Source organism: Ruegeria sp. CDSA193, assembly GCF_059611885.1.
In genome coordinates, this window is record NZ_JBXWPN010000008.1 from 92,108 (window position 1) to 117,214 (window position 25,107).

General features: G+C 57.8%; 30 protein-coding genes. 17 read left to right on the top strand and 13 right to left on the bottom strand.

Annotated elements, in window-relative coordinates:
- Window positions 1-101: 101 nt before the first annotated feature.
- Window positions 102-1,556: a betaine-aldehyde dehydrogenase gene (gene betB / locus AC2FLG_RS15820; protein ID WP_281995702.1), complete on the top strand. Its 1,455-nt coding sequence runs from the start codon at window positions 102-104 to the stop codon at window positions 1,554-1,556.
- 122 nt (window positions 1,557-1,678) lie between these two features.
- Here the strand turns inward: betB and AC2FLG_RS15825 are convergent, their stop codons facing one another.
- Genes AC2FLG_RS15825 through AC2FLG_RS15845 form a run of 5 tightly spaced genes read right to left on the bottom strand, consistent with a single transcriptional unit; the run spans window position 1,679 to window position 6,312 of the window.
- Window positions 1,679-3,814 (bottom strand): hypothetical protein, encoded by a 2,136-nt coding sequence (locus AC2FLG_RS15825; protein ID WP_496706989.1) that lies wholly within the window; start codon window positions 3,812-3,814, stop codon window positions 1,679-1,681.
- Entirely contained in the window at window positions 3,811-4,680 is an 870-nt protein-coding gene (motA, locus tag AC2FLG_RS15830) for a flagellar motor stator protein MotA (RefSeq protein WP_496678419.1), read from the bottom strand. The genes AC2FLG_RS15825 and motA overlap by 4 nt, the downstream gene beginning before the upstream one ends.
- 46 nt (window positions 4,681-4,726) lie before the next feature.
- Complete coding sequence (locus tag AC2FLG_RS15835) at window positions 4,727-5,302, bottom strand: MotE family protein (RefSeq protein ID WP_496706991.1); 576 nt, start codon at window positions 5,300-5,302, stop codon at window positions 4,727-4,729.
- Window positions 5,299-5,805, bottom strand: a complete 507-nt coding sequence (locus AC2FLG_RS15840) for a hypothetical protein (protein ID WP_496706992.1) — start codon at window positions 5,803-5,805, stop codon at window positions 5,299-5,301. Before AC2FLG_RS15840 ends, AC2FLG_RS15835 begins: the two co-directional genes overlap by 4 nt.
- Before the next feature lie 9 nt (window positions 5,806-5,814).
- Complete coding sequence (locus tag AC2FLG_RS15845) at window positions 5,815-6,312, bottom strand: flagellar basal body-associated FliL family protein (RefSeq protein ID WP_496702517.1); 498 nt, start codon at window positions 6,310-6,312, stop codon at window positions 5,815-5,817.
- Between the two features lie 119 nt (window positions 6,313-6,431).
- Between AC2FLG_RS15845 and fliF the strand changes: the two genes are divergently transcribed.
- Genes fliF through fliP form a run of 4 tightly spaced genes read left to right on the top strand, consistent with a single transcriptional unit; the run spans window position 6,432 to window position 9,622 of the window.
- Window positions 6,432-8,018 carry a flagellar basal-body MS-ring/collar protein FliF gene (gene fliF, locus AC2FLG_RS15850; RefSeq protein WP_496706994.1) on the top strand — a complete coding sequence of 529 codons (1,587 nt, stop codon included), beginning with the start codon at window positions 6,432-6,434 and terminating at the stop codon, window positions 8,016-8,018.
- Complete coding sequence (locus tag AC2FLG_RS15855; RefSeq protein ID WP_496706996.1) at window positions 8,018-8,614, top strand: FliH/SctL family protein; 597 nt, start codon at window positions 8,018-8,020, stop codon at window positions 8,612-8,614. The genes fliF and AC2FLG_RS15855 overlap by 1 nt, the downstream gene beginning before the upstream one ends.
- Window positions 8,607-8,894, top strand: a complete 288-nt coding sequence (locus AC2FLG_RS15860) for a FliM/FliN family flagellar motor switch protein (RefSeq protein ID WP_142638642.1) — start codon at window positions 8,607-8,609, stop codon at window positions 8,892-8,894. The genes AC2FLG_RS15855 and AC2FLG_RS15860 overlap by 8 nt, the downstream gene beginning before the upstream one ends.
- Window positions 8,894-9,622: a flagellar type III secretion system pore protein FliP gene (fliP, locus tag AC2FLG_RS15865; RefSeq protein ID WP_496692770.1), complete on the top strand. Its 729-nt coding sequence runs from the start codon at window positions 8,894-8,896 to the stop codon at window positions 9,620-9,622. The genes AC2FLG_RS15860 and fliP overlap by 1 nt, the downstream gene beginning before the upstream one ends.
- A gap of 4 nt (window positions 9,623-9,626) precedes the next feature.
- On the opposite strand, the gene AC2FLG_RS15870 is transcribed toward fliP, so the two are convergent.
- Window positions 9,627-11,078 (bottom strand): sensor histidine kinase, encoded by a 1,452-nt coding sequence (locus tag AC2FLG_RS15870; protein WP_496706998.1) that lies wholly within the window; start codon window positions 11,076-11,078, stop codon window positions 9,627-9,629.
- The gene (locus AC2FLG_RS15875; protein WP_496702522.1) at window positions 11,075-11,812 is read right to left on the bottom strand and encodes a response regulator transcription factor; all 738 of its coding nucleotides are present in this window, start codon (window positions 11,810-11,812) and stop codon (window positions 11,075-11,077) included. The genes AC2FLG_RS15870 and AC2FLG_RS15875 overlap by 4 nt, the downstream gene beginning before the upstream one ends.
- A 214-nt stretch (window positions 11,813-12,026) precedes the next feature.
- Between AC2FLG_RS15875 and AC2FLG_RS15880 the strand changes: the two genes are divergently transcribed.
- From AC2FLG_RS15880 to AC2FLG_RS15900, 5 genes are all read left to right on the top strand, one after another.
- Window positions 12,027-13,271, top strand: coding sequence for an ABC transporter substrate-binding protein (locus AC2FLG_RS15880; RefSeq protein ID WP_496703494.1), 1,245 nt, complete (start codon window positions 12,027-12,029; stop codon window positions 13,269-13,271).
- Window positions 13,272-13,328: 57 nt separating this feature from the next.
- Window positions 13,329-14,201 carry a carbohydrate ABC transporter permease gene (locus AC2FLG_RS15885; protein WP_142638652.1) on the top strand — a complete coding sequence of 291 codons (873 nt, stop codon included), beginning with the start codon at window positions 13,329-13,331 and terminating at the stop codon, window positions 14,199-14,201.
- Complete coding sequence (locus tag AC2FLG_RS15890; RefSeq protein ID WP_271952391.1) at window positions 14,194-15,093, top strand: carbohydrate ABC transporter permease; 900 nt, start codon at window positions 14,194-14,196, stop codon at window positions 15,091-15,093. The genes AC2FLG_RS15885 and AC2FLG_RS15890 overlap by 8 nt, the downstream gene beginning before the upstream one ends.
- A gap of 4 nt (window positions 15,094-15,097) precedes the next feature.
- Window positions 15,098-16,195 carry an ABC transporter ATP-binding protein gene (locus tag AC2FLG_RS15895; RefSeq protein ID WP_496703496.1) on the top strand — a complete coding sequence of 366 codons (1,098 nt, stop codon included), beginning with the start codon at window positions 15,098-15,100 and terminating at the stop codon, window positions 16,193-16,195.
- 92 nt (window positions 16,196-16,287) lie between these two features.
- Window positions 16,288-16,620 (top strand): putative quinol monooxygenase, encoded by a 333-nt coding sequence (locus AC2FLG_RS15900; RefSeq protein WP_496706999.1) that lies wholly within the window; start codon window positions 16,288-16,290, stop codon window positions 16,618-16,620.
- A gap of 2 nt (window positions 16,621-16,622) precedes the next feature.
- On the opposite strand, the gene AC2FLG_RS15905 is transcribed toward AC2FLG_RS15900, so the two are convergent.
- Both AC2FLG_RS15905 and AC2FLG_RS15910 read right to left on the bottom strand, forming a co-directional pair.
- Window positions 16,623-17,231 (bottom strand): MlaC/ttg2D family ABC transporter substrate-binding protein, encoded by a 609-nt coding sequence (locus AC2FLG_RS15905; RefSeq protein WP_271952395.1) that lies wholly within the window; start codon window positions 17,229-17,231, stop codon window positions 16,623-16,625.
- Complete coding sequence (locus AC2FLG_RS15910) at window positions 17,221-17,991, bottom strand: MlaA family lipoprotein (RefSeq protein WP_142638706.1); 771 nt, start codon at window positions 17,989-17,991, stop codon at window positions 17,221-17,223. Before AC2FLG_RS15910 ends, AC2FLG_RS15905 begins: the two co-directional genes overlap by 11 nt.
- Window positions 17,992-18,336: 345 nt before the next feature.
- On the opposite strand from AC2FLG_RS15910, the gene AC2FLG_RS15915 reads away from it, so the two are divergent.
- The 4 genes from AC2FLG_RS15915 to AC2FLG_RS15930 are packed head-to-tail and all read left to right on the top strand — an operon-like array spanning window position 18,337 to window position 21,079.
- Window positions 18,337-18,792, top strand: a complete 456-nt coding sequence (locus AC2FLG_RS15915; protein WP_142638661.1) for a RidA family protein — start codon at window positions 18,337-18,339, stop codon at window positions 18,790-18,792.
- Window positions 18,789-19,556 carry a glycerophosphodiester phosphodiesterase family protein gene (locus AC2FLG_RS15920; RefSeq protein WP_496707001.1) on the top strand — a complete coding sequence of 256 codons (768 nt, stop codon included), beginning with the start codon at window positions 18,789-18,791 and terminating at the stop codon, window positions 19,554-19,556. Before AC2FLG_RS15915 ends, AC2FLG_RS15920 begins: the two co-directional genes overlap by 4 nt.
- Before the next feature lie 45 nt (window positions 19,557-19,601).
- Window positions 19,602-20,789 carry a GNAT family N-acetyltransferase gene (locus tag AC2FLG_RS15925; RefSeq protein ID WP_142638665.1) on the top strand — a complete coding sequence of 396 codons (1,188 nt, stop codon included), beginning with the start codon at window positions 19,602-19,604 and terminating at the stop codon, window positions 20,787-20,789.
- Entirely contained in the window at window positions 20,786-21,079 is a 294-nt protein-coding gene (locus AC2FLG_RS15930) for a 4a-hydroxytetrahydrobiopterin dehydratase (protein WP_142638667.1), read from the top strand. Before AC2FLG_RS15925 ends, AC2FLG_RS15930 begins: the two co-directional genes overlap by 4 nt.
- On the opposite strand, the gene AC2FLG_RS15935 is transcribed toward AC2FLG_RS15930, so the two are convergent.
- From AC2FLG_RS15935 to AC2FLG_RS15950, 4 genes are all read right to left on the bottom strand, one after another.
- Window positions 21,076-21,387: a hypothetical protein gene (locus AC2FLG_RS15935; RefSeq protein WP_496707003.1), complete on the bottom strand. Its 312-nt coding sequence runs from the start codon at window positions 21,385-21,387 to the stop codon at window positions 21,076-21,078. The genes AC2FLG_RS15930 and AC2FLG_RS15935 overlap by 4 nt on opposite strands.
- Before the next feature lie 33 nt (window positions 21,388-21,420).
- Window positions 21,421-21,765: an EF-hand domain-containing protein gene (locus AC2FLG_RS15940; RefSeq protein WP_142638671.1), complete on the bottom strand. Its 345-nt coding sequence runs from the start codon at window positions 21,763-21,765 to the stop codon at window positions 21,421-21,423.
- Window positions 21,766-21,776: 11 nt separating this feature from the next.
- Complete coding sequence (locus AC2FLG_RS15945) at window positions 21,777-22,010, bottom strand: glycine zipper 2TM domain-containing protein (RefSeq protein WP_496707005.1); 234 nt, start codon at window positions 22,008-22,010, stop codon at window positions 21,777-21,779.
- Between the two features lie 102 nt (window positions 22,011-22,112).
- Window positions 22,113-22,598: a peroxiredoxin gene (locus AC2FLG_RS15950; protein WP_142638675.1), complete on the bottom strand. Its 486-nt coding sequence runs from the start codon at window positions 22,596-22,598 to the stop codon at window positions 22,113-22,115.
- Between the two features lie 99 nt (window positions 22,599-22,697).
- Between AC2FLG_RS15950 and AC2FLG_RS15955 the strand changes: the two genes are divergently transcribed.
- Genes AC2FLG_RS15955 through AC2FLG_RS15965 form a run of 3 tightly spaced genes read left to right on the top strand, consistent with a single transcriptional unit; the run spans window position 22,698 to window position 25,094 of the window.
- Entirely contained in the window at window positions 22,698-23,909 is a 1,212-nt protein-coding gene (locus AC2FLG_RS15955) for an NAD(P)/FAD-dependent oxidoreductase (RefSeq protein WP_496707007.1), read from the top strand.
- A complete protein-coding gene (rsmD, locus tag AC2FLG_RS15960) occupies window positions 23,906-24,466 on the top strand; it encodes a 16S rRNA (guanine(966)-N(2))-methyltransferase RsmD (protein ID WP_496692762.1) in 561 nt (186 codons plus the stop codon). The genes AC2FLG_RS15955 and rsmD overlap by 4 nt, the downstream gene beginning before the upstream one ends.
- Window positions 24,447-25,094 (top strand): HAD family hydrolase, encoded by a 648-nt coding sequence (locus tag AC2FLG_RS15965; protein ID WP_496702538.1) that lies wholly within the window; start codon window positions 24,447-24,449, stop codon window positions 25,092-25,094. Before rsmD ends, AC2FLG_RS15965 begins: the two co-directional genes overlap by 20 nt.
- Window positions 25,095-25,107 lie beyond the last annotated feature (13 nt).

Genomic DNA, 25,107 nt, shown 5'->3' on the forward strand with positions numbered 1-25,107 from the left:
GTTGGAATTGGCAGGAAATCGCTCTGGATCAGTTTTATTGACTGCCGAGTCAATAAAATATAAACGCGGAGGAAACAGCTTCTGATCAGGGAATCCCCACAATGAGATTTCAGCCCAAGGCGAGCCATTTCATCAACGGTGAATATGTCGACGACACGACCGGAGCACCCATAGACGTGATCTACCCCGCAACAGGGGAAGTGATCGCACGGCTGCATTCTGCTACTCCGCAGATCATAGATCAGGCTCTAAACAGTGCAAAATCGGCACAGGCAGACTGGGCCGCGATGTCTGGGACCGAAAGGGGCCGTGTTCTGCGCCGCGCCGCGGACATCATGCGCGAACGCAATCGTGATCTGTCGATCATCGAAACCCACGATACTGGAAAACCGCTGCAGGAAACTTTGGTTGCCGACGCTACTAGCGGGGCCGATGCGTTGGAGTATTTCGGAGGTTTGGCGGCCTCGCTGACCGGCGAGCATATCCCGCTGGGTGGTGGGGATTTCGTCTATACGATCCGTGAGGCGCTTGGGGTTTGCGTCGGAATCGGCGCGTGGAACTATCCAACCCAGATTGCCTGCTGGAAAGGCGCGCCTGCTTTGGCCTGCGGCAACACGATGGTATTCAAGCCTTCCGAGACCACGCCCTTGTCTGCTCTGCAAGTGGCCGAAATCCTGGTCGAGGCCGGGGCACCAAAGGGTGTCTATAACGTAATTCAGGGTTATGGCGATGTGGGCGCATCACTTGTGACGGACCCCCGTGTTGCCAAGGTCTCGCTGACCGGATCGGTACCGACAGGGCGCAAGGTTTATGCCGCAGCAGCCGATGGCATGAAGCATGTCACGATGGAACTAGGCGGCAAGTCCCCCATGATCGTGTTCGACGATGCAGATATCGAAAACGCCGTGTCTGGCGCCATTTTGGGGAATTTCTACTCCTCGGGTCAGGTCTGTTCCAACGGCACCCGCGTTTTTGTACACAAAGGCATCAAAGAAGCCTTCCTCGATCGCCTGTCCCAGCGTCTGGCGAATGTGAAAATCGGCGACCCGATGGATGAAGAGGTTAATTTCGGTCCGATGGTTAGCGAAAACCAGATGAATATCGCTCTGGGTTATGTTGAAAAAGGCAAGGCAGAAGGTGCGCGTTTGGTCTATGGCGGTGCGCGTATCGAAGGTGACGGGTTCTACATTCAGCCCGCCGTCTTTGCCGATGTGACCGATGACATGGCCATCGCGCGCGAGGAAATCTTCGGCCCGGTTATGTCAGTGTTGGATTTCGAAACCGAGGAAGAGGTGATGGCCCGCGCCAATAACACCGAATTCGGTCTGGCAGCCGGTGTGTTCACCAAAGATCTGACCCGAGCCCATCGTATCGTGGCCGCGTTCGAGGCGGGCACCTGCTATATCAACACCTACAACCTCGCACCGGTTGAAGCCCCGTTTGGCGGGTCAAAAATGTCTGGGGTCGGGCGGGAAAACTCGAAATTGGCAATCAATCATTTCAGCGAGATGAAAACGGTCTATGTTTCGATGAATGACGTCGAGGCGCCTTACTGACTAAATCCACCAATTCAGGCTCTGTTCATGGGGTTTTCCCTCGGGAACAGGGCATTGGATGCCGCGGTTCGTCAGGAGATCAGCCCTGACTAAGTGGCCACCCTGAGTTTTTCCCAGACGTTTCAGTCCGCCCTCACAAGTGCGAGAAGCTGAGCGATGTTCTCTCGTGCGTTGGCCGTGTTTTCAAGCAGGGCAGTTGCATCCGCCAATGGTCGTTCTTCAATCCTGGTTACAGGTTCTGCCAATGCCAGAGTCGCCCGCCTGACCTGTCCAAATTTTTGGTCGACCTCAGGCTGCGGGACGTCTTCCATATCAGAAAGCCAGAACAATCTTTCTGCTTCGTTCACCCTGTCAAACTGCAACAATACCCGCCCTGCATTTTCAAACTCACCTATATCCAGATCGGCCTGCGCCCGCAGTGACATGGCCTTGTCCGAGGGGTCATCCCCTAACTCCAGCAAGGCTTTGTGTGGCTGGCCGGACAACAATGCCGCCTGCGCGCGCAAAAGGGCTCGGTCCTTTCGCCTGATAGTGTCCTGAGGTCGGTTGGACCAAAATAGCGTTGGACGGGCAAACCCCAGCGATGCCAACCTTTCGGCAATGGAGATTGCGGTTTCGGTTTTCAGCGATTGTGCCATCGGTTCGGGCAGGTTGAAGATGCGCCGCAAAAAAGTATCGTCGTCGGCGCGCGCAGTCAGTACTTGAACGGCCCGGTCCAGCGTTTCAGCTGAATTCGGAATATCTTCTAACAGATCAAAAGACTGGTCGAACTCTTGGCCCAAACTCAGCGCCAGCGCATATGTCCGTTGCATAAGTGGGCCGATCTCAGATCGGCGCAATTCGACCGTGTAAGATGCGGCAAGTTCGAGCTCCCGGGCGGAGGCTGACCCGCGTTCCGCCCACCGCTGTTCAATCAGTCGCGCCAGCGCCAGAGGCGCTTCGAGCCCCGCTTCCGAGCTGCCCACCACGTCTTTCAGCAAGGTTTCGGATTTTTCCTGATTACCTTCGGCCTTTGCAACACCGGCCTCGGCCTGAATCGCGCCGGGGCTGGGTTTGGTTTCGATGCGATCAACAGCCCGCAAGACGCGCCGCGCGGCTTCAAGTTTTTGGGCTGCAACGAAAATGTCGGACAGCATAGGTCCGACTTGCCGACGCAGATGATCCGGTAGTCGCGCAAAGGATTGTTCCATAACCCTTATCTGGGCATCCTCCGCAAGCTTACCCTCGGTCAGAGCGGCCCAGATTGCGGCGTCACTTTCGCAACGCTGTAGGTCGCGGAATGGATTTGACCCTTTCAGTGGCCGGTCGTCCAGAACAGCGGCAATCGCAGAAATCCGGTTCGTTTCCGGCGTCTCTTCACCCATCCAGCCAAGGCTGCGAACCGCCTCGGCACCGAAGCCGAAATACGCATAGAGCTTGGCAAGCTTCATGGCCCGTTCTTTGTCAACGCGATCGAACTCCTGAAACAGGCCAGTGCGCAGCTCTGCCACTTGTTCGGGGAACAGGCGCCCATCGGACCAGCTGTCAAAGCCTAGCTCGGCGCTGGAAATGCAGGCCGGTTTCTTCTCCAGTTGTGGAATGGATGGTCCCAGCAAGCCATCCAGATCGTCCAGTACCGACGTAACTGCGATGTTCAGGTCCATACGCGGTGGCATGTCGAGCGATTGATTGCCATTCGAGTTCCTGGGCCCAATCTGAGATAGTTCAAGATCAACCAGATCTCGGTCAGCGCCCTGCAACAATCGCGTCGATAGCTGGTCCTCAAATACCTGCGCATTGAGATTCAAAAGCGGCAATACCAGAGGATCAAGCGCCTGTGGCCCGGGCAGCGGGGCGTTTACCACTGCCGTTTTGGGCAGCGTTGGGGGTGGAATGTCGCTGCTGATCGGTGGAAGGGCTGCCCCCGGCGCAATATCCACAACGATCATCGTGTTTTGATGCAGAAATGCGGTGGCAAAGCAGTCGCAGCCGAATTCCATCTCTAACGCATCACCCGGGTTGGTCTGTGAGATCGCAGACAGACGGTTCTGCGACAGCCGCTGAAACACTGCCCCGGTCTGAAATTCGGCATCAAAAAGCGCTATGTCGAGTCTTGCGCCATTCTTCGTTTGCTTCAGACCCCATTCCGTACCCGGGGGCACCTGCACAACAAGACGCGTATATCCGTCATGCTCGCCCGATCGCACAGAAATGTCGCGCGCGCCAGCCTGTCCAGCGGCCGTAAGCGCCGCTGAAACCATTAGGGCGTATCGGATCATGCCGCTGCCTGCTTTAGCTCTTTCAAGGCCTCTTCAAGTTCTGAGAAACCCGGCCTGTTATGGGTGGGAGTGTTCTGCCGTCCGACTTCGATGCACATGGCAGGGTTGTGGTTGTGCAGGTTGGCAACCAGAACCTCTTTGATCAACTGATAGAAATGATTGTCTTCCTCCACCACGGATTTGAGTTTTCCTGCAAATGGGCCGACCAGCCCATAAGCCAGAAAGACCCCCAGGAACGTCCCGACCAAAGCGCCACCGATCAGCTTTCCCAACACTTCTGGGGGTTGATCAATCGAGCCCATCGTTTTGATAACGCCCAGAACTGCCGCAACAATTCCAAGTGCGGGCAGGCCGTCAGCAACAGTCTGTAGCGCGTGGCTAGAGTGCATGGCGTGGTGAAAATTCGCCTCCATCCGCTTTTCCAGCACCTCTTCGACCTGGTGGGGATCGTCATAATTCAAAGAGGCAGCCCGCATCGTGTCGCAGATCAAATCGACGGCTTCTTTGTCGGCCTGAATTTTCGGATAAGTCGAAAACAGAGGCGAGTTTTCGGGGTCTTCGATATGCTGTTCAACCTCGACCGGGTTGGCCTTGGCGATACGGATCAGCGAAAACAACAGGCACAGCAGGTCACGGTAGTCATCTGGTTTCCATTTAGGACCTTTGAATACTTTTGCCATATCCTTGATCGTGTGCTTCACGGCGCTCAGGTCATTGCTGATCATAAATGCGCCGACCGCAGCGCCACCAATCATCATCATTTCAAACGGCAGGGATTTCATGATGATGGTCATTTTCCCGCCAGCCGCCAAATAGCCGCCGAACACCATGACGAAAATAACGACAATTCCGACAATTCCGATCATAAGAGGTCTCCGGCGAATTCCGATGCAGGGTTGAAAATCATGGGGGCTACTCCTGCGGAGCCGAAGCGTTTCGCCCGGCCATAATCACGCTGATTGTATAGGCAGCCTCGGGGTTCAGGCCTGCCAAAACACCGGCTGCGGCATCGGGCGGCATCCGTGACAGGAATCCGGCGGCAAAGGTCGGGTCCATCGTTTCAAACAGGGCGGCCGCATCTTTCGGCTTCATGTTCTGATAGACATCCGTCAGGCGCGTAAGGTCTGTCTCAGCCGCTTTTTCTGCAATGGCCAGCGTCTCACGCAGCGCCTCTTCTGCCTGCTGCAGGGCGGCCAGGCGGGTCTCGATGGCCTCATCGGCAATGGCCAGCGCCTTTTCCCGATCAATGGCTGTGGCTTCGCGTTTTTTCAACGCTTCTTCGCGCCGCAGCAATTCGGTCAGCAGTATCCGGGCTCCGGGCAGCTCTGCTGGGGTCTCTTTTGGTTTTGCTTCTGCCTGCTCGGCCCCTTTTGCCAGGGCTGGTGCAGCCTCAAACCCCAGCCGAATCGCGGCTGACCCAAGCATCAACAGTGAAATAACTGTCAGGACACCGCTTCTTGGTCGTTTCTCTACAACGTGTCCGCTCATGTCGCGGCCTCTCCGCTATTGCGGTCGTGGCGGAAAAACATCAGCCCGCCCGGGCGCTTTTCCTGAGTGTCCTCAAATTTGGGCGCAGCAGGATCCTCTGGCTTTTCCACCGCCTCGATTGGAACCTCTTCAGGCACAGGATCCGTCGTTGGTTCCTCGGCCTTGGGTTCTTGCGGCTTGGGATCTTCAACCTTGATGTCATTGGCGGGTTCTTCGGCCGGAATGACATCATGCATCGAAGCCATCATCAGTTCGAGCCGCTGAGCAACCGATTCCGCCCTTTGGGTCAGGGCCTCAAGTACAAGGCCCGACTGGTCCGAAGCAGTTCGTGCCGAATCAAGCGACTTCTTCAGCTCATCCGCCTGGGATGACAGGACAGCGACCGCGCCACCTACACCTTGTTCCAGATTAGTGAACCGCTTTAACCGACGGGACAGCACAAAACAGTAAAGACCCGCGCCCAGCGCACCTGCGACCAGCAAAGTATCTGCAATCAGCTCCATCTCGGCCTCCTAATTCAATACGAATTCCATCACGAGGACATCGCGCACGCGCCCTTCCCCGACGACGATTCCAATGCGACGCAAAAGGTGACCGCGAATGCGCATCAGTGCGAGCGAATCCTCCAGATCCGACACTTCGACCGCCCGCAGGTACCCGTTCAGAACATCCATGATACGAGGCTTCATCTTCTCGACATCCGAGGCGTAGCTGCTGTTCACCTCAAGCTGGGCATGGAATTTCAGGTGCCGCGAATCGCCAGCATTGACCGAGACGATCACCGCCGGCAGGTCGATAAAACCAACCTCAGGCAGGGCTTTAACCTCGGTCCCTTTGTCTTTTTCCTTGGCGTCTTCCGCGGCTGGTTGGCCGCCAAATGGCAGGAGTCCCGAAGTGGTCAGGAAATACCCGCCCGCAGCCCCGGCAACGGCCAGAATCACCCCAATGATCAATCCTTTTTTCCCCGATTTTTCCGGGGCTTCTGCCTGTTCTGCAGTCGCGTCAGTCATGACGTCCTCATTCATTCAGTCTGGGGATGTCATAACCCGGCAGGGACTAACCGATTGTTAAGGGCAATCGTCCAAACAGGGGATGCGCCGGGCAGAATGTCGGCGAGTCGGAGGTGAGCGTGCAGCAGATCGGAACTGTCTGGGCAAGTTTGGACAGGCGAAAGCAAATCATTGTCGCCGGTGCAGTCGTGCTGGTGTTTTTGGGGGTCCTTGCGATGTCGCGGTTGGCGACGGCGCCGTCGATGACCCTACTCTATGCCGGGCTGGAAAGCGGCGCGGCGGGGGATATCGTTCGATCACTGGATCAGCGCGGCGTACAGTATGAGATTCGAGGCGGTTCGATTTACGTGCCCGGCTCGCAGCGGGACGAATTGCGCATGACTCTGGCCAGCGAAGGCCTGCCTGCGAACGGGAACCGCGGGTATGAGCTTTTGGATTCACTCAGCGGCTTTGGCACCACCTCGCAAATGTTCGATGCGGCCTATTGGCGTGCGAAAGAGGGTGAGCTTGCGCGCACGATTGTCGGCAGCCCTCACATAAGTCAGGCGCGCGTGCATATTGCCAACGGGTCGACGAATCCGTTTCAGCGCAGCGTCGCGCCGACGGCTTCGGTCTATCTGGTGTCCTCGGGTGCGGATATCACTTCGGATCAGGCCAAGGCGATCAGGTTTCTGGTTTCCTCCGCCGTCAGTGGCCTCGCGCCCGAGAATGTCGCGGTGATTGATTCCAATGGTGCGGTCATTGGCGCAAAAGAGACTGCGGTTGCGGCAGATACTGCGGATGACAAGTCGCGCCAGCTGCGCGAACGGGTCCTGCGTCTGATTGAGGCCCGAGTGGGGGCCGGAAATGCAGTCGTTGAGGTCAGTGTTGATACGGTCACTAAAATCGAATCCATCCGTGAAAGGCGCTTTGATCCTAAGGGGCGCGTGGCCATTAGCACCGATGTCGAGGAACGGTCTGACAGCGCCCGGAACCAATCGTCCGATGTCACGGTGGCGTCGAACCTGCCCGATGGCGACGGCGCAGGTGGGGATGCATCCAATTCGAATGCCACACAGACACGGGAACGGGTCAATTATGAGGTGTCCGAGACGGAGCTAGAGGTTCATACCGCACCCGGTGCGATCAAGCGCCTGACCGTTGCAGTTCTGGTGAATGGAACGCGGACGGTTGATGCCTCGGGTGCCGAAAGCTTTGCGCCCTTGCCCCAGACCGAGCTTGATGCATTGGGTGAGCTTGTGGCCTCGGCCGTTGGGTTCGATGCAGAACGAGGTGATGTCATCACCCTGAAATCGCTGGATCTGCCCGCAGTAGAGCCTGGCGGAACTGTGGTTTCCGCTTCGATCTGGCAGCAGATTCATTTCGACGCCATGTCGCTGGTTCAAATGGCGGTTCTGGCGATTGTGATGCTGGTGCTGGGATTGTTCGTGATCCGTCCGATCCTGATGAAACCGGCCCTTGCCCCCGCCCTTTTGCCAGCAGGATCGCCGCCAGAGCCCGAGGCGGTTCTGACCGGTGAGATTGCGACCGAAGAGGGCGGGCAATTCGCCGCTATTCCGGGACATACCCCGGGGGATGTACCCGCGCTGACGGCAAATCCGGGCACTGATCCGGTTGATCGGCTGCGGGCCATGATCGGCGACAAGCAGGAGGAGACCGTGGAAATCCTGCGCAGTTGGCTTGAAGAAAGTGAGGAGCGTGCGTGATGTCGATAGCCCATCTTCTTGAGGATTTCACCGTACAGGCAGGCGGCGGCAAAGTTCATTTGCTGGACGAAGAAGCGCTGGAGGAACAGCGGCTAGGCGCCTTCGAACACGGCTATCGCGCCGGATGGGACGATGCCCTTCAGGCCCAAGAACAGGGTCGTGGACAGGTATCAGACAACCTCGCCCGCGCGCTTGAGGATATGTCCTTTACTTATCACGAGGCGACGAGCCGGATGACACTGTCGTTGGAGCCCATGTTCCAGAGCCTCGTCAATCTGGTGTTGCCGGACACCCTGGATCGGGGGCAGGCCCCGCGGCTAATCGAACAGCTTACCGAAATGGCCCGGGAACAGATTGGTCAGCCGATGCAGGTCTTTGTGCCTTCGGGTTTCGCGGATGCGGTCGAGGGGCTGTTGCCCCCTGAATTGGCCACCCCGACACGGGTTGTCGAGGACCCGTCTCTGGGGCCTGGTCAGGCGCGTCTGCAGGTTGGTACCTCGCAGCGAGAGGTGGATAGCAGCGCCTTGCTAGAGACAATCCGTTCAGCATTTGACGCTTACGTGTATGAGGCAAAAGAGGCATTGAACAATGAGTGACCCGCAATCCCCCAAACCCGAAAAAGCCAGCCCGTTTGATACCGTTCCGATCGAGGTAACCGTGTCAGTCGGCCGCGCCCGCCCGCTCATCCGCGATCTGCTGAGTATGGGTGAAAACGCTGTTCTTACCTTGGACAAGCGGATCGAAGACCCTGTGGACCTCTATGTTGGCGACCAACTCGTGGCGCGTGGTCTGCTGGAAGAGATGGAGGGTGATCAGGCCGGGCAACTGGCCGTGCGCCTAACCGAAATCGCGGATCTGCAGAACGGGATCGGGTAATGCGTTTCCTGTTTTGGGTGGCGGTGCTGCTGACGCTGACGCCGTCTCTGGCCGCCGCGCAAGAGGTGTCGCTGTCACTGGGCGAAGGCGGGTCGATTTCCGCGCGCACCATTCAGTTGATTTTGCTTATTACCGTGCTCAGCCTCGCGCCTGGGCTGGCGATCATGATCACCTGTTTCCCGTTCCTGATCACCGTTCTGGCCATCTTGCGGCAAGGGATCGGATTGCAGCAATCCCCCCCCAACATGCTGATCGTCAGCCTCGCACTGTTTCTGACCTATTTCATCATGGAGCCTGTCTTTTCGGAGGCCTGGACCACAGGTATTCGCCCCATGGTCGAAGAAACGATGGAGGTCGAACCAGCGTTGGAGCGCGCGTTGCAGCCGTTTCGTGCCTTTATGGCAGGGCGAGTTGATCCCGATACCTTCCATGCCATGGCGGCCCTACGCCCTGGGGGTGATACGGTGTCTCTGTCGGCTGAGGCTCCTTTGTCGATCCTGATGCCGTCTTTCATGCTATCTGAGATCGCGCGGGCCTTTCAGATCGGGTTTCTGATCTTCCTGCCGTTTCTGATCATTGATCTTGTGGTGGCCGCTGTGCTGATGTCGATGGGGATGATGATGGTTCCGCCTGCAACAGTGTCGCTGCCGTTCAAACTAGCCTTCTTTGTCATTGCCGACGGCTGGTCGCTGATCGCAAGCGCGCTGGTGCGTAGCTATATGACATGAATCGTCACTGCCTGGTGATCTGCAGACGTGCGCGCAGGCCTTGCTCTCCGGCTTCGAAGCTGAGCGTGCCGCCATGCTGTTCCGCGATTGTCGCCGCGATTGTCAGACCCAGACCAAACCCATCCGAAGACCCGGTGTTTGACCCGCGCCGGAACGGGGCCATCAGGGCTTCGATATCCGAGACGGACAGGTCGGCCCCTTTGTCCTCGACGGTGATGGTTGCTATTTTGGCATCGGTTTCCAGCTGAACTTCGGCATGGCGCCCATATTTCAGCGCATTGTCGATCAGGTTGGTCAGGGCGCGCTTCAGCGAAATTGGCCTGCCGACGACCAGCATTCTCCGGGTCTCGGGCAGTGATCCATGCCCTCGGCGCGACATGAAAACTGACGTGCCGCCCTGTACCGCCACCGGGGCCAACTTTTTCAGGGTCACCGGCAGTCCCATATCCTGATAGTCCGCGACCAGAGCCTCGACCAGCGATGTCAGTGAAATCTGCCGCGGTTCCTCAATGCTCAGCTCGGACCTTGTGTAGGTCAGAACGCTTTCGATCATGCCGGTCATCTGATCGACATCGGCCTCAAGCTTTTCGCGCAGCTCTACATCCGGGATCAAAGCGGCACGCAACCGGACGCGGGTGGCCGGGGTGCCCAGATCGTGGCTGACACCCGACAAGACAGTGGCGCGCTTTTCCAGCTGCATGCGCTCGGCGTCCAGATGCTCGTTCACGGCCGAGACGATGTCGCGCAACTCGGCCGGGCCATCGGCCTCATAGCTGTTCGGCCCGCCCCGTCTTTTGCGGTCGCGCAAGGCAGTAGAGAAGCGGGTGAAACTGTCCGATACATTGCCGACCGAGGTAAGGATCACCGCCAGCGCGACAATGGCGACCAGAATCGTGGGCAGACGCAAGTCGGTTGGGGCTGCACGGCATCCCCAGATATCTGTCCCGTCCACCTGTTGCCATGCGCCGCGCCCATAGCGGGCGATCAGTATCGGTTCGCTGCAATAGGTCGCCAAAAGCCGGGTCAGGTTGCCCATTTTCTCTGGGCCGGTCTGGTCGATGCCGGAGAGGATGTCGGACACCGGGTAAACCAGCCGGTCTGACATCACAGCCAGCGTCAACTCTCGGCCCGAAACCGGTGCCGAGCTGTCGGTCAGGATCGACAGGTTGGTGACAAAGCTGCGATCCGAAAACCCGGGGAGTTGTTCGAACTGCCCGGCGTCCGCCAGGCTGGCGGATTTGGGTGGCAATGGAGTAATGGTGATGCCCGGCGGTGGGGATTTACCGATGCGCAAATCCTCATAGACCGCGAACCCGGCAACATAGGCGCGTGTCTGGAATTCCTGCCATGCGCGGGCCGAGGCGAACCAAAGGCCTGCGGCCAGCAACCCCGAGGTAAAAGCGGCGCAGGTCCAGATCCAGCCCAGGCTGCGCAGGCGCGTGGCGCGGACGGTCATGCGGTTTCGTCCACAGACACCTCTGCGGCAAAGATATAGCCCACACCGCGTTCGGTCTTCAGCATTTGCGGGTCTTTGGGGTTGGCTTCGATCTTGGATCGCAGCCGCCCGACCAGCATGTCGATGGCGCGTCCCTGGCTTTCGGTCTTGTCAGCCGCGCCGGTTACATCCAGGGCGGCGGCGATTTCATCCCGGGTCAGCGGAATATGCGGGTTGGCCAGAAACACCTTGAGCATCGCCGTTTCGCGTTGGGACAGGGAAACCAGATATCCGTCCGGCGAATGCACTTCGTCGCGCTTGCCATCATAGAGCCAGCCATCAAAGCGAAAGCTTTTTGTCCGACGGCGATAGGCAAGCGAAGGTGTACGACGCGCCCGTTGCATGACGGCGCGTACGCGAGCCAGCATCAGTTGCGGATTAAAAGGCTTGGCGATGTAATCGTCGGCGCCTACCTCATACCCGGCCATGCGTTGATGATCGGCGGACAAGGCCGAGACCAGAATGATCGGCACGTCCTGTTCGGCCCGCAGGCGGGCACAGATATCAACGCCGTTTTCATCCCCCAGCATCACATCCAATAGAATCAGGTCGATCCGACCCGACTTGAGATGGGCGCGGATTTCGCTTTCGGAACTGGCGGGCAGCGCAATGAAGCCATTCTGTTGCAGGAACTGGGTCATCATCGACCGCATTTCAGGGTCGTCATCCACCACCAACAGCCGCGGAATGCTCACAGTGTTCTTCCTCCTGTTCTCTGGCCCCAAACTTCGTCCATTGTAACGAACGGAAACAGATTCAATGCTAACGTAACACGCTGTAACAAAAGCGGTGAAAATTTGCGCCTTTCCCGGGTATTGGCCCGGATTAAGCGTTGTCAGACTCAGATAGGGGCACAGTATTGCGGCATTGCCAATTTGACTGGCACCGAATTCTCAGGGAGGAGAAAACATGAAACGATTTTCTTTTGCGACTGTGTCCGCATTGGCCGTCGCGGCCGGATCATCTGTGGTGGCCGAACCACAGGCGGAGGTCTTGCATTGGTGGACATCCGGTGGCGAGGCCAAATCGGTGGCCGTGCTTCAGGAAGAGTTTGCCTCGAACGGGGGCACATGGACCGATATGCCTGTCGCAGGCGGCGGCGGTGATGCAGCCATGACGGCGCTGCGGGCGCGGGTTCTGGCAGGCAACGCGCCGACAGCGGTTCAGCTGAAAGGCCCGGCGATTCAGGAATGGTATGAAGAGGGCGTTCTGGCCGATATCTCGAACGTGGCCGCCGCCGAAGGCTGGGCCGACGTTCTGCCCGCGTCGATCGCTGGTCACATGATGTGCGAAGGCACTTGGTGCGCGGCGCCTGTGAACGTTCACCGCATCGACTGGATCTGGGCCAATGCCGATGTGCTGGCTGCGAATGGCATCGAAATGCCCACCACATGGGATGAGTTCAACGCCGCTGCCGAGAAACTGCAGGCCGCCGGTGTGATCCCACTGGCCCATGGCGGTCAGGCCTGGCAGGACGCCACGGTTTTCGAAGCCGTTGCACTGGGTCTTGGCGGACCCGAGTTCTATCAGAAAGCCCTGGTCGATCTGGACCCCGAGGCGTTGACCTCGGACACAATGATCCAGGTCTTTGACCAGATGCGCACCCTGCGTGGCTATGTGGACGAGAACTTCTCGGGCCGTGACTGGAACCTGGCCACCGCGATGGTGATGAACGGCGAAGCGGCCTTTCAGATCATGGGTGACTGGGCCAAGGGCGAATTCCTGGCAGCGGGCAAGAAGCCTGGTGAGGATTTCCTGTGCGCCTCGACCCCCGGCGATGGATATCTGTACAATGTCGACAGCTTTGCCATGTTCGAGGTTGAGGGCGACGACAATCGCGCCGGTCAGGAATTGCTGGCCAAGCTGATTGTTGCACCGAACTTTCAGGAAGTGTTCAACCTGAACAAAGGTTCGATCCCGGCCCGGACCGATGTGTCGCTGGATGCCTTTGACATCTGCGCGCAAATCTCGGCCGAAGACATGGGCTCGACCTCGGCAGGTGGTTCGCTGCTGCCATCTTATGCCCATGGCATGGCGCTGCGCGGGTCGCAGGCTGGTGCGATCACCGATGTTGTGACCGCGCATTTCAACTCGGATATGTCCTCGGCTGACGCGGTTCAGCAACTGGCGGACGCGGTGGCCAACAGCTACTGATCCAATACGCTCTGCCCCCCAAGGTGTGGGGCAGAGCATCTTTCCCCGGAGGAAAATATGTCCGAATGGCTGGAAAACCACCTGCCCAAGGTGGTGCTGGCACCGTCGTTCATCGCCGTATTGATCTTTGTCTACGGATTTATCGGATGGACCGCATGGGTGTCGCTGACCCGATCGAAACTGCTGCCGAAATACGAGATCCATGGCTTCATCCAGTATGAGCGCCTGTTCGACTCTCCGCGCTGGGATACGGCGATTGGCAACCTGTATATCTTTGGTACTCTGTTCATCGTGATCGCGATGCTGCTGGGCCTGCTGCTGGCCATCCTGCTGGATCAGAAAATCCGCGTCGAAGGAGCGATCCGAACAATCTATCTCTACCCCATGGCGCTGTCGATGATCGTCACGGGCACGGCGTGGAAGTGGATCCTGAACCCCGGTCTGGGGATTGAGTCCATGGTGCAGGGTTGGGGCTTTCCCAACTTCGAATTCGATTGGCTTGTGAATCCCGATTACGCGATCTACACCATCGTCATTGCCGCACTCTGGCAAAGCTCGGGCTTTGTGATGGCGTTGTTTCTGGCCGGTCTGCGCTCGGTCGATGGCGAGATCATCAAGGCCGCACAGGTCGATGGTATTCCAACATGGCGTATCTATACCGCGATCATCATCCCGTCGATGGCCCCGATTTTCCTGTCCGCTTTCATCGTGTTGGCGCATCTGGCAATCAAGAGCTTTGACCTTGTCATCGCCCTGACCGGAGGCGGTCCGGGCTATGCGACCGATCTGCCCGCCACCTACATGTATGCGATGGCCTTTTCGCGCGGCGATATCGGTCAGGCGGCGTCTTCTGCAATGATCATGATGCTGGTCGTCTTTGCCATCGTGGTTCCTTATCTCTACTCAGAATTGAGGGCTAAAAATGACTGATCTGTCGATGCCCCACACCCAAACCCGCAGCCAAAGTAACATGAGCAAAATCGCCCTGCGCTGGCTGCTTTACGTGGTGCTGTGTCTGTTCGCGCTGTATTACCTGATGCCATTATTTGTGATGTTGACGACATCGCTCAAAAGTCTTGAGGAAATCCGTACCGGTAGTCTGATATCGTTACCGCGTGAGGTGAGTTTCGAGGCCTGGAAAACCGCTTGGTCGGGCGCCTGCACGGGTATCCAATGCGAAGGTCTGCGGCCTTACTTCTGGAACTCGGTCCTGATTGCGGTGCCTGCGGTGGCTATCTCGACCCTGCTGGGCGCTCTGAATGGTTACGTTGTCGCGCAGTGGCGGTTCAAAGGGGCTAACATCATCTTCTCGCTGATGCTGTTTGGTTGCTTCATTCCGTTTCAGGTCGTCCTGCTGCCGATGGCGCGCCTTCTGGGCATGATGGGTATTGCCGGAACCATTCCGGGCCTGATCTTTGTCCACGTAATCTATGGTCTTGGCTTCACCACGCTGTTTTTCCGCAACTATTATGTCTCTATCCCGGCCGAGCTAACCAAGGCCGCCCGCGTCGATGGGGCCGGGTTCCTGCGGATTTTCTGGTCGATCTTCCTGCCACTGTCACTGCCGATCATCGTGGTAACCGTGATCTGGCAATTCACGCAGATCTGGAATGATTTCTTGTTCGGCGTGTCGTTCAGCCAGGCGGGCACACAGCCTGTGACCGTGGCGCTTAACAACATCGTAAACTCCACCACCGGTGTCAAAGAATACAATGTCGACATGGCCGCCGCGATCATCGCGGGTCTGCCGACGCTGCTCGTCTATGTCGTTGCCGGTAAGTATTTCATCCGCGGCCTGACCGCTGGCTCTGTGAAGGGATAGAATGATGGCTCCCATCCTTGATATCAACAAGCTGTACAAGAATTACGGCGCAACCGAGATCCTGAAAGATATCAATATCTCGATCGAACCGGGCGACTTTCTGGTGCTGGTTGGCCCCTCGGGTTGTGGCAAATCCACCTTGCTGAACTGTATTGCCGGGCTTGAACCGATCACCGGCGGCACGCTGGCCATTGGCGGCAAGGACATGACCCATGTCAGCCCCAAGGATCGCGACATTGCCATGGTGTTCCAGTCCTATGCTCTGTACCCGACCATGTCGGTGGCCAAGAACATCACCTTTGGCATGAAGGTGCGCGGGGTTGATCAGCCCACGCAGGACGCCAAGCTGAAAGAGGTCGCGTCCCTGCTGCAGATTGAACCCTTGCTGAACCGTCGCCCCAGCCAGCTGTCCGGTGGTCAGCGTCAGCGGGTGGCGATGGGTCGGGCGCTGGTGCGCGACCCCAAACTGTTCCTGTTTGACGAGCCGCTCTCGAACCTCGACGCCAAGCTGCGGGTCGAGATGCGGACAGAAATCAAGAAGCTGCACCAGACTCTGGATGCCTCTATCGTTTATGTGACCCACGACCAGATCGAGGCGATGACGCTGGCCACCAAGATTGTGGTTCTGAAAGGCGGGATCGTGCAACAGATCGGCAGCCCGGCCGAGATCTATAACAACCCCGCCAACCTGTTCGTCGCCGATTTCATGGGCTCACCTGCGATGAACCTGATCCCTGCAAAGGCAACCAAGAACGGCACGGGCACCGAAATCGCCATTGAGCGGTCATCCGGTGAAACGCTAGTCCTGAAGGATGCCCGTGATCTGTCACTGCCGCAGGATGTCATTCTGGGCCTGCGCCCCGAGGATATCGCCGAAGCCGGTTTCCGCGCCGGAGACGGTGTACAGGAAGCGGTTTGCATGGTCGACATGGTCGAACCTGCCGGAGCTGACACCTATGTAGTGTCCGAACTGGGCGGCAAACAGGTCACTGCGCGCCTGCACGCGGAAACCAGCGCCCAGGCCGGGCAAGAGCTGAACCTGGCCTTTGACATGAGCAAAGTGTCCTATTTTGCCAAGGAAACCGGCGAGCGGTTGAACTAGCGCACTGCGCAGGACTTGTTCTTGCTAAACTCGGGCAATTTCGCCAAGTACTGACGCCATGTCAGGCCAACGAGATTGCCCGGGGAATATCGATGATACTGGAAATTCGACATTACACACTAAAACCGGGCCGCCGAGAAGCGTTCATAGAATTCTTTGAGAAACACAATCGCGCTGCGTTGCGGGATGCAGGAATGCTTGTGTTTGGGCCGCTCAGAGATCTGGAAAATCCTGACAAAGTGCATTGGATGCGCGCGTTCTCTTCGTTGGAAGAACGCGACAGGATAAAGGACAGCTTCTATGGTGAGGCGGTCTGGAATGACCAGATCGAACCCATTGCAATGCCAATGATCGCACACTATGAGGCCGAACTGGTCGAAACTACGTGCGGATTTGAAAGTTTTGACTGCAGCAAATCGCTGTGAATTCACCCGGTTCGCTTCATATCTTTGATCAGACGGTTCAGATCACCGCCGCGCGCGTCCAGCATGGCGCCAATCTCGGTACGTTCGGTCAGCAGCATGTTCACGCCTTCGATAAACATGTTGAAGAATTTGTCGCGGCCGGATTTATCGGACACTAGGAAGGTCACCTCGAAGGGCGAGGAGCCTTGCAGCTTGACCGAGGTACGCACCTCGTATCCGGCTTTGATCTTGCGCGCATTTCGAACGGTCACCTCGCCGCCAATGAACTCGCGAAAGCGACGTCCGTATTTGTTCGAGATATAGCCCTGAAACGCGTCGGTGAACTGCTTTATCTGTGACGCACTGGCCGAGCGGCCATCGGCCCCCAGCACATAGCGGGCCATGATCGGAACGTCAGCATATTGCACGAAGATCTTTTCAAAATCGCGGATCATGCTCTTTTCGGATTTTCCTGAACTGATGACGCGGTTGATGTCATCCACAACGCTAACGACCAACGCTTTTGCACTGGCCTCTGTCTGGGCAAAGCCTGGCAAGGGGAGGGTGGCTAGCGCCAGGCCGGCGATGCCAGATGCAATAAACTCTCTTCTCTTCAAATAATTACTCGGCATATGGATCCTCGTAGGGGTCAAGGTAGGGGTCTCTGACAGGGTCGGTCCCGATATCTGCATAGGGATCGTCATACAATCCCAGATAGGCGTCCTCATCATCGCGTGCCAGTTCGAAACGTCGATTTTGCAGGTAAATTGTTTGTGCCTGCTTATAGCTGTCAGCACTTTCATAGAGGATGGAATCGACTGTGTCCGAGAACCGTCCACGGTCGCCCATCCGCCTTACGATTTCGGCGTAGACGCCGATATTCTCGACCGGGCGCACCGGTGTGAAGTTGATCGGGTTCGAAAACAGGTTGACGACGACGCCGACCGCATCCCTGGATGTTGAGGGGCCATAGAAAGGCAATTCCACATAGGCGCCTTCGCCAAAACCCCAGACGTGCAGGGTTTCACCGAAATCGGTATCCACGGGCGGCAGGTTCAATTCGCTGGCCGGGTCAGACAGACCCGCGCCACCAACGGTCGTATTGATGAGGAACCGCAGCAGGGCATTGCCCGACTGCTTCAGATTGCCCTGCAGCAGATAATCCAGAGCCTGACCCGGCATAGTCAGGTTTTCGGCAAAATGGTTGAAACTGGTCACCATCGGATCGGGCACGATCTTCACATAGCCCTTCGAGGCCGGACGGAACAGGAACCGGTCGACGCCCAGATTGAACTTGTGAATGCCGCGGTTTGTATTCTCGTAGGGATCGAAAGTATCGCCGCGCGCGGCCTGATCGGCGGGTTGGGACGCACAAGCGCCAAGAACGGTCATCAGGGTCACGACAATCAGGGGCTTGAATCTGATCTTGCTCAACACGGTATTTCAACTCCAAACGCGCCAGCCGTTTTGTGAGTGGGGCTGGACGCTCAATCAATAATGCCTGCGGCCATTTTGCGGCTCAATCTGTCGTCACATAAAGGTTTTGGGCCCATTTTGAAACAGTTCGCGTTTAACCCGGCCGACTGCATCAGGTAAAGTGACACAAGTTCAACACCTCGGGATAAGAGAAGTTACGCTTAATACGCCACTGACCGCAGTTTTACTGGTTTCACACTTTTCCAGCCGAACGATCCCGGATAGCGTCCGGCCGAGTCTATATCAGGTGAGGATCAACCGATGAGTATCGCAGCAAAACTGGAAAGCCTGGGAATCAGTCTGCCGGACGGGCCGGCGCCCGCCGCCAACTATGTGCCTTTCGTGCGGGTCGGCAATATCGTCTACGTTTCAGGACAGATTTCCAAGGATGCGGAACTGATCACCGGCAAGCTGGGTGATAACATGGATGTTGCAGCGGGTGCTGCGGCCGCCAAGGTCTGCGCGATCAATCTTCTGGCGCAGGTCAAGGCTGCTTGCGGTGGCGATATAGAAAAGCTGGTGCGTGTGATCAAACTGACAGGGTTCGTGAATTCAACCGCCGATTTCACCGACCAGCCGCAGGTGATCAATGGTGCGTCGGACTTTCTGGTCGAGGCGCTGGGCGAGGCTGGTCGCCATTCGCGCTCGGCCGTGAGTGCAGCGTCGTTGCCGTTGGGCGTCGCGGTTGAGATCGAAGGCATCTTCGAGATCGCATGACCCCGGTACTGCCCGCTACGTTCCTACAGGCCCCGATCACGCATCGGGCCCTGCACGACAAATTGGACAACCGCCCGGAAAACAGCCGGGCGGCGGTTCGTGCCGCTGTTAAGGCCGGTTACGGGATTGAGATTGATCTGCAGTTGAGCGCCGACAACCGGGCTTTGGTCTTTCACGACTATGACCTGGGGCGACTGACCGGGCGACCGGGCCCAGTTCGGCAGATTTCGGCGCAGGTAGCGTCCGAGACACAGCTGTTGCACGCTGATGACGGTATTCCGACACTGGATGATGTGCTGGAAATCGTGGCGGGCAAGGTGCCCCTGCTGATCGAGTTTAAGGATCAGGACGGTGTGATGGGCCCGAATGTGGGCCCGCTCGAGCGCGATACTGTACGAGCCCTTGAGGGTTATGAAGGTCCGGTGGCGCTGATGTCGTTCAACCCCAATTCGGTGGCTGAACTGGCGCGGTTGGCGCCGCATTTGCCCAGGGGGATCACGACCTGTTCGTATCAGCCCAAAGTCGAACTTTTGCCTGCGGCGGTGTGCGATTACCTGCGGGACATCCCGGATTTCGCGAGGGTCGGGGCCAGTTTCATCAGCCACGAAGCCGAAGACTTGTCCCGCCCAAGGGTTGCCGAGCTGAAGGCTCAGGGTGTTCCGGTCCTGTGCTGGACCGTTCGCTCGGCCGCGCAAGAGGCCGAGGCTCGCAAGATTGCCGATAATGTGACTTTCGAAGGGTACTTAGCCGCGCATCCGGGTTGAACCGCGCCCCTTCCGTCACAGATAAAGATCAAACGCAGAGGGCACATGGATCAGGCACAAATCGAGGTTCGGGTACTTGGATCGCTCTCGCAGATTACTGCGGCAGAGTGGGACAGCTGTGCCTGCCCCGAGGCTGCGGATGGGGGCCGTCCGCTTGATCCCTTTACCACTCATCGCTTTCTTTTGGCTTTGGAGGAGAGCGGGTCGGTCGGGCCGGGTACCGGCTGGCAGCCGCAATACCTGACGGTTTATCTGGATGGAATGTTGATCGGGGCCGCCCCGATGTATGCCAAATCGCATAGTCAGGGCGAATATATCTTCGACCACAACTGGGCGCATGCCTATGAAAACGCCGGCGGGCGGTATTATCCCAAACTGCAGATTGCCGTGCCGTTCACCCCGGCCACCGGGCGCCGCTTTCTGCTGCGGCCGGGATATCAGGCGGTGGGAATGTCCGCCTTGGTGCAGGGGGCGGTGCAGCTGGCCGCGGATAATCAGGTATCGTCGGTCCATGCGACCTTTTGCACTGAAGATGAGGCGCTGGCGGGCGAACAGATGGGCCTGATGTTGCGCCATTCCCAGCAATTTCACTGGCTGAACGACGGGTATGCGAATTTCGATGGATTTCTGGCCGCTTTATCCTCGCGCAAACGCAAGAACATTCGCAAGGAACGCGCGCAGGCCTGCGCCTTTGGCGGCGAAATCCGCGCGTTGACGGGTGATGACCTGCGCCCTGAACATTGGGACGCGTTCTGGGAGTTCTATCAGGATACCGGCGCTCGGAAATGGGGCGTGCCCTATCTGACGCGGCAATTCTTTGATATCGCTCAGGAAACCATGGCGGATGACATGGCATTGGTTCTGGCCGAGCGCGGCGGGTATCCGATTGCGGGCGCGCTGAACTTTATCGGGCGCGAGACGCTTTATGGCCGTTACTGGGGCTGCGTCGAACATCATGCCTGCCTGCATTTCGAACTGTGCTATTATAGGGCAATCGACTTTGCTATTGCGCAAGGCCTGGCTCGGGTCGAGGCTGGGGCGCAGGGCGAACACAAGCTGGCGCGCGGCTATCTTCCCACGCGCACGCACAGCCTGCACTGGGTCAATGACCCCAGCTTTGCCGATGCGATCAAAAAATATCTGGACGCCGAGGCCCAAGCAGTGGGAGAAGAAATCGAGATTCTGACTGATTATGGCCCGTTCAGAAAGTCGAACCCGGAGGAACACCAATGACTGAACTTCTGTCGACCGAGACCCGTGGCCCCTTGCTGGACCCGCTGTTCAAAAGCGGCTGGACCATGGTCAAGGACCGGGATGCGATCACCAAAACCTTTATGTTCGAGGACTTCGTCCACGCCTTTGGTTGGATGACCCAAGTGTCTATGTTTGCCGAGAAATGGAACCATCATCCCGAATGGTTCAATGTCTACCGCACGGTCGAGGTGACGCTGTCCACCCATGATGTCGGCGGGCTTTCGGCGCTGGACGCCAAACTGGCCCGCAAGATGGACAGCCTGGTCTAGCCGCTGTCACCGCGTGATCCGACACCACCGGCAAGGCTGGCAACCTGACCCAGCCGCCTGAACTCGGCTGGGGTGACCAGGTTGTCACTAACGTCGATTTCGGCAGGTATCCGGGTAGTTCTGTTGCCGTTCATGCGCACGGACCGTGCTGCGGGGTTGATGTCGAGACAACGCCGGTCATAGCAGGTCAGGCCATTGGTACTGATCTCTATCCTCGGTTGGCCATCAGGGCCGGTCACAATAGGGGCCTGCGGCACATCACATGCCGCAAGCAACCCCAACGCAAAAAGAGCGTTCCATTTGGTCATTGCATACTCCTGTCTGGCCCAAGGCCGCAGAGCCTAATCCAGTTGACCGTTGCTGTTCTGATCAGCAGAAATAAAATCTTCGGTCATATGCTGATCGTATTCCGTTCTTGAAATATTACTATCCCGGTCCCGGTCAACCTTTTGGAATTGCTTTATATCCAGAAACGGCTTGGCTTCATCCAGGCCCAATGTGCCGTTCTTGTCCTCATCCATCGTCTGGAACGCATAGTCGGAAAAGGCGTCGAACTCATCTTTCGACAGGAAGCCGTCATTATTGGTGTCGATGGCCTTAAGCTCATTCTCATGCAGCTCTGCCACGGTTTCGGCCGTTGCGGCACCCGCCAGGGACAACATCGACAGGACGATTGCGGTTTTCATCTTCATCCCTCTCAACATGCGAACCTCTGACCTTCAACGCCGCCGACCGCAGCACCCGCTGCCGTCAGGATGGTTTTCCCGGAACCGCCGCCAAACTGATTGCCGATGACGCCGCCCAGCAAGGCACCACCCACTGTGCCGCTCAGGCAGGCGATCTCATGCTGTTGCTGCGGGGTAGGGGCCGGTCCACAAGCGCCAAGTGCGCCGGTCAGACCTAAAAGAAAGGTAAATGTCTTTAGGTTCATAAACAAACTCCCTGATGAATATGTACCAAGTATTCGCCCATCATGAGAGTGCCGCAAGTTAAATTGCGAAAATGGCCCCAGCAGCACTGGGGCCAGATCAAGTCAGATAACCTCTAACAGCCCTTCACCTGCGGAAATCTCGCAGACGCCGGGATTTTCCTCCAGGTTCATGGCGACCACTTTGCCGTCTTCGACCAGCATCGCATAGCGCTTGGACCTGCCGATCAGACCAACGGGCGGGGCGTCGAAATCCATCCCGATGGCTTTGGTGAATTCTGACGCCGCATCGGCCAACATGGTTAGGCCAGTCGCAGTTGCGCCGGTGGACTCACCCCAGGCGCTCATGACAAAGGGATCGTTGACCGAGATGCAGATGATTTCTTCCACGCCTTTTGCATCGAACTGGTCTTTGGTACGCATAAAGCTTGGAACATGCGCCGTTGTGCACGTGCCGGTATAGGCGCCGGGCACGGCGAAAATGACAACCTTGCGCCCTTTGGTCTTGTCCGAAACGCGGACCTCTTCAGGGCCATTTGCCCCCATTTGGGTCAATGTGGCGTCGGGCAGAGTGTCACCTGTTGAAATCATTTTTTCGCTCCTGTCATTTGGATTTGCAGAGTCGGGCCTAGCCGCAATATAGGTGAGCTAACAAAAGTGACCACGGGAATTCGACAGGGTGAGGGGAATATGAGCCATATTGTCGTGATTGGCGCCGGCCAGGCAGGTGCTTCGCTTGTCGCCCGGCTGCGCAAAGATGGGTTCGACGGCGAGATTACTCTGATTGGCGCAGAGCCGCATTTGCCCTATCAGAGACCGCCTTTGTCCAAGGCCTATCTTCTGGGTGAGATGGGGCTAGAGCGCCTCTTCCTGCGCCCCGAAAACTTCTATACCGATAACAATATCACCCTGCGCCTTGGTCAGCGTGTGACCGGTATTGACCCGCAGGCCAAGACGGTGACGCTGGGTGATGAGGTTGTTTCTTATGATGAGCTGGCCCTGACCACTGGATCGGATCCGCGCCGCCTTCCAGCCGCTATTGGCGGCGATTTGGAAGGGGTGCATGTGGTGCGTGATCTGTCCCATGTGGACGAAATGGAACCCTATGTGTCCGAAGGCGCGCGTGCGCTGATCGTGGGTGGGGGATACATCGGGCTTGAGGCCGCAGCCGTTTGCGCCAAGCGCGGGGTCAAGGTGACCCTGGTCGAAATGGCCGACCGCATTTTGCAACGGGTCGCCGCCCCCGAAACCAGTGACTATTTCAGAACGCTGCATTCCGAATATGGCGCCGATATCCGCGAAGGTGTCGGGTTGGAGCGACTGCTGGGTGAAAACGGCAAGGTCACCGGCGCGGTGCTGACCGATGGAACAGAACTGGCGGTCGATTTCGTTGTTGTCGGCGTTGGCATCGCTCCTGCAACCCAACTGGCCGAGATGGCCGGGCTTGAGCTGGACAATGGCATCAAGACCGATGCGCATGGGCGCACCTCTGATCCGTCGATCTGGGCGGCGGGCGATTGCGCCTCATTCCCGCATGCTGGCGGGCGTATCCGTCTGGAAAGCGTGCCAAACGCGATTGATCAGGCCGAGATTGTTGCCCAGAACATGTTGGGCGCGGCAAAGGATTATACTGCGACCCCGTGGTTCTGGTCGGATCAGTATGACGTCAAACTGCAGATCGCGGGCCTGAACACCGGGTATGACCGGGTGGTGACCCGCAAAGGTGACGGGCAGACCGTGTCCTTCTGGTACTATAAGGGCGATCAGCTGATCGCGGTCGACGCGATGAACGATCCGCGTGCCTATATGGTTGGTAAGCGTCTGATTGAAAGCGGAAAAACAGCTGATCCTGCTATTGTGGCCGACCCGGATGCGGACCTGAAACCGCTGCTCAGAGCGTGAGGATCATCGCCGGAGCCTTCCGAGGTCGGGCTTTGGCCTCGGTCGGCAAGGGGGACGCCGGCGCGCATCTGCGCCCGACCACAGACCGGGTACGCGAAAGCCTGTTCAACGTACTGGCCCATCAGATTGATTTTGACGGGCTGCGCGTGTTGGACCTGTTCGCAGGCACCGGTGCGCTGGGGCTTGAGGCCTTGTCGCGCGGTGCGGCACATGTGAGCTTTGTCGATGATGGCCGCGTGTCACAGGGCCTGATCCGCAAGAATATCGACCTGACCCGCAGCTCTGACTGTACCGAGCTGATCCGTCGCGACGCAACGCGGCTGGGGGCCAATCCCGACGCGCCTTATGACCTGATCTTCCTGGACCCGCCCTATGGCAAATCCCTTGGGCAAAAGGCGATTGCGGCTCTTTCTGACGGCTGGTTCGCACAAGGCGCCCTTGTCGTCTGGGAGGAAAACGCGCCCATGCAGCCGCCCGACGGGTTCGTGTTGCATAACAGCCGCAAATATGGCGACACGCATATCACCCTGATGTGGAATGGCGATCCGGATGCATGATCTGGTGATCTTTGATTGCGACGGAGTCCTGGTCGACAGTGAGCCGCTGTCCAATCAGGTACTGGTCGACAATCTTGCCCGTTATGGCCTGAACCTGACAATCGAAGACAGTATGAAGCTGTTCGTTGGGGGCACCATGACCGGGGTGCGGGACAAAGCCCGGGCGCTGGGCGCGGAGCTGCCCACAGGCTGGGTTGATGAGGTCTATGCGGAAACCTATGACCGGCTCCGACTTGGCGTGCAGCTGATGCCCGGCGTGGCGGACCTGCTGGCGGTTCTCGAGGCAAACGGGCTGCCCTTCTGTGTCGCCTCGAACGGCAGCCCGGACAAGATGCAGATCACTTTGGGTCAGAACGGGTTATGGGATCGGTTTCGCGATGTCGCCTTTTCGGCCCATGTCCTGGGAACGGCCAAGCCGGACCCGGCATTGTTTCTGACTGCGGCTGAACGCTTCAACGCGTCAAACCCTCTGGTGATCGAGGACAGCCTCAGCGGCGTGACCGCAGCAAGCAGGGCACATATGCGCTGTTTGGCCTATGCACCGCATGGTGGCGGTAAAAAACTGGCCGCTGCGGGGGGCGAAGTCTTCTCTGACATGGCGCAGGTTCCGGCGCTTTTGGGGATTTGACCCGGTCATGTTA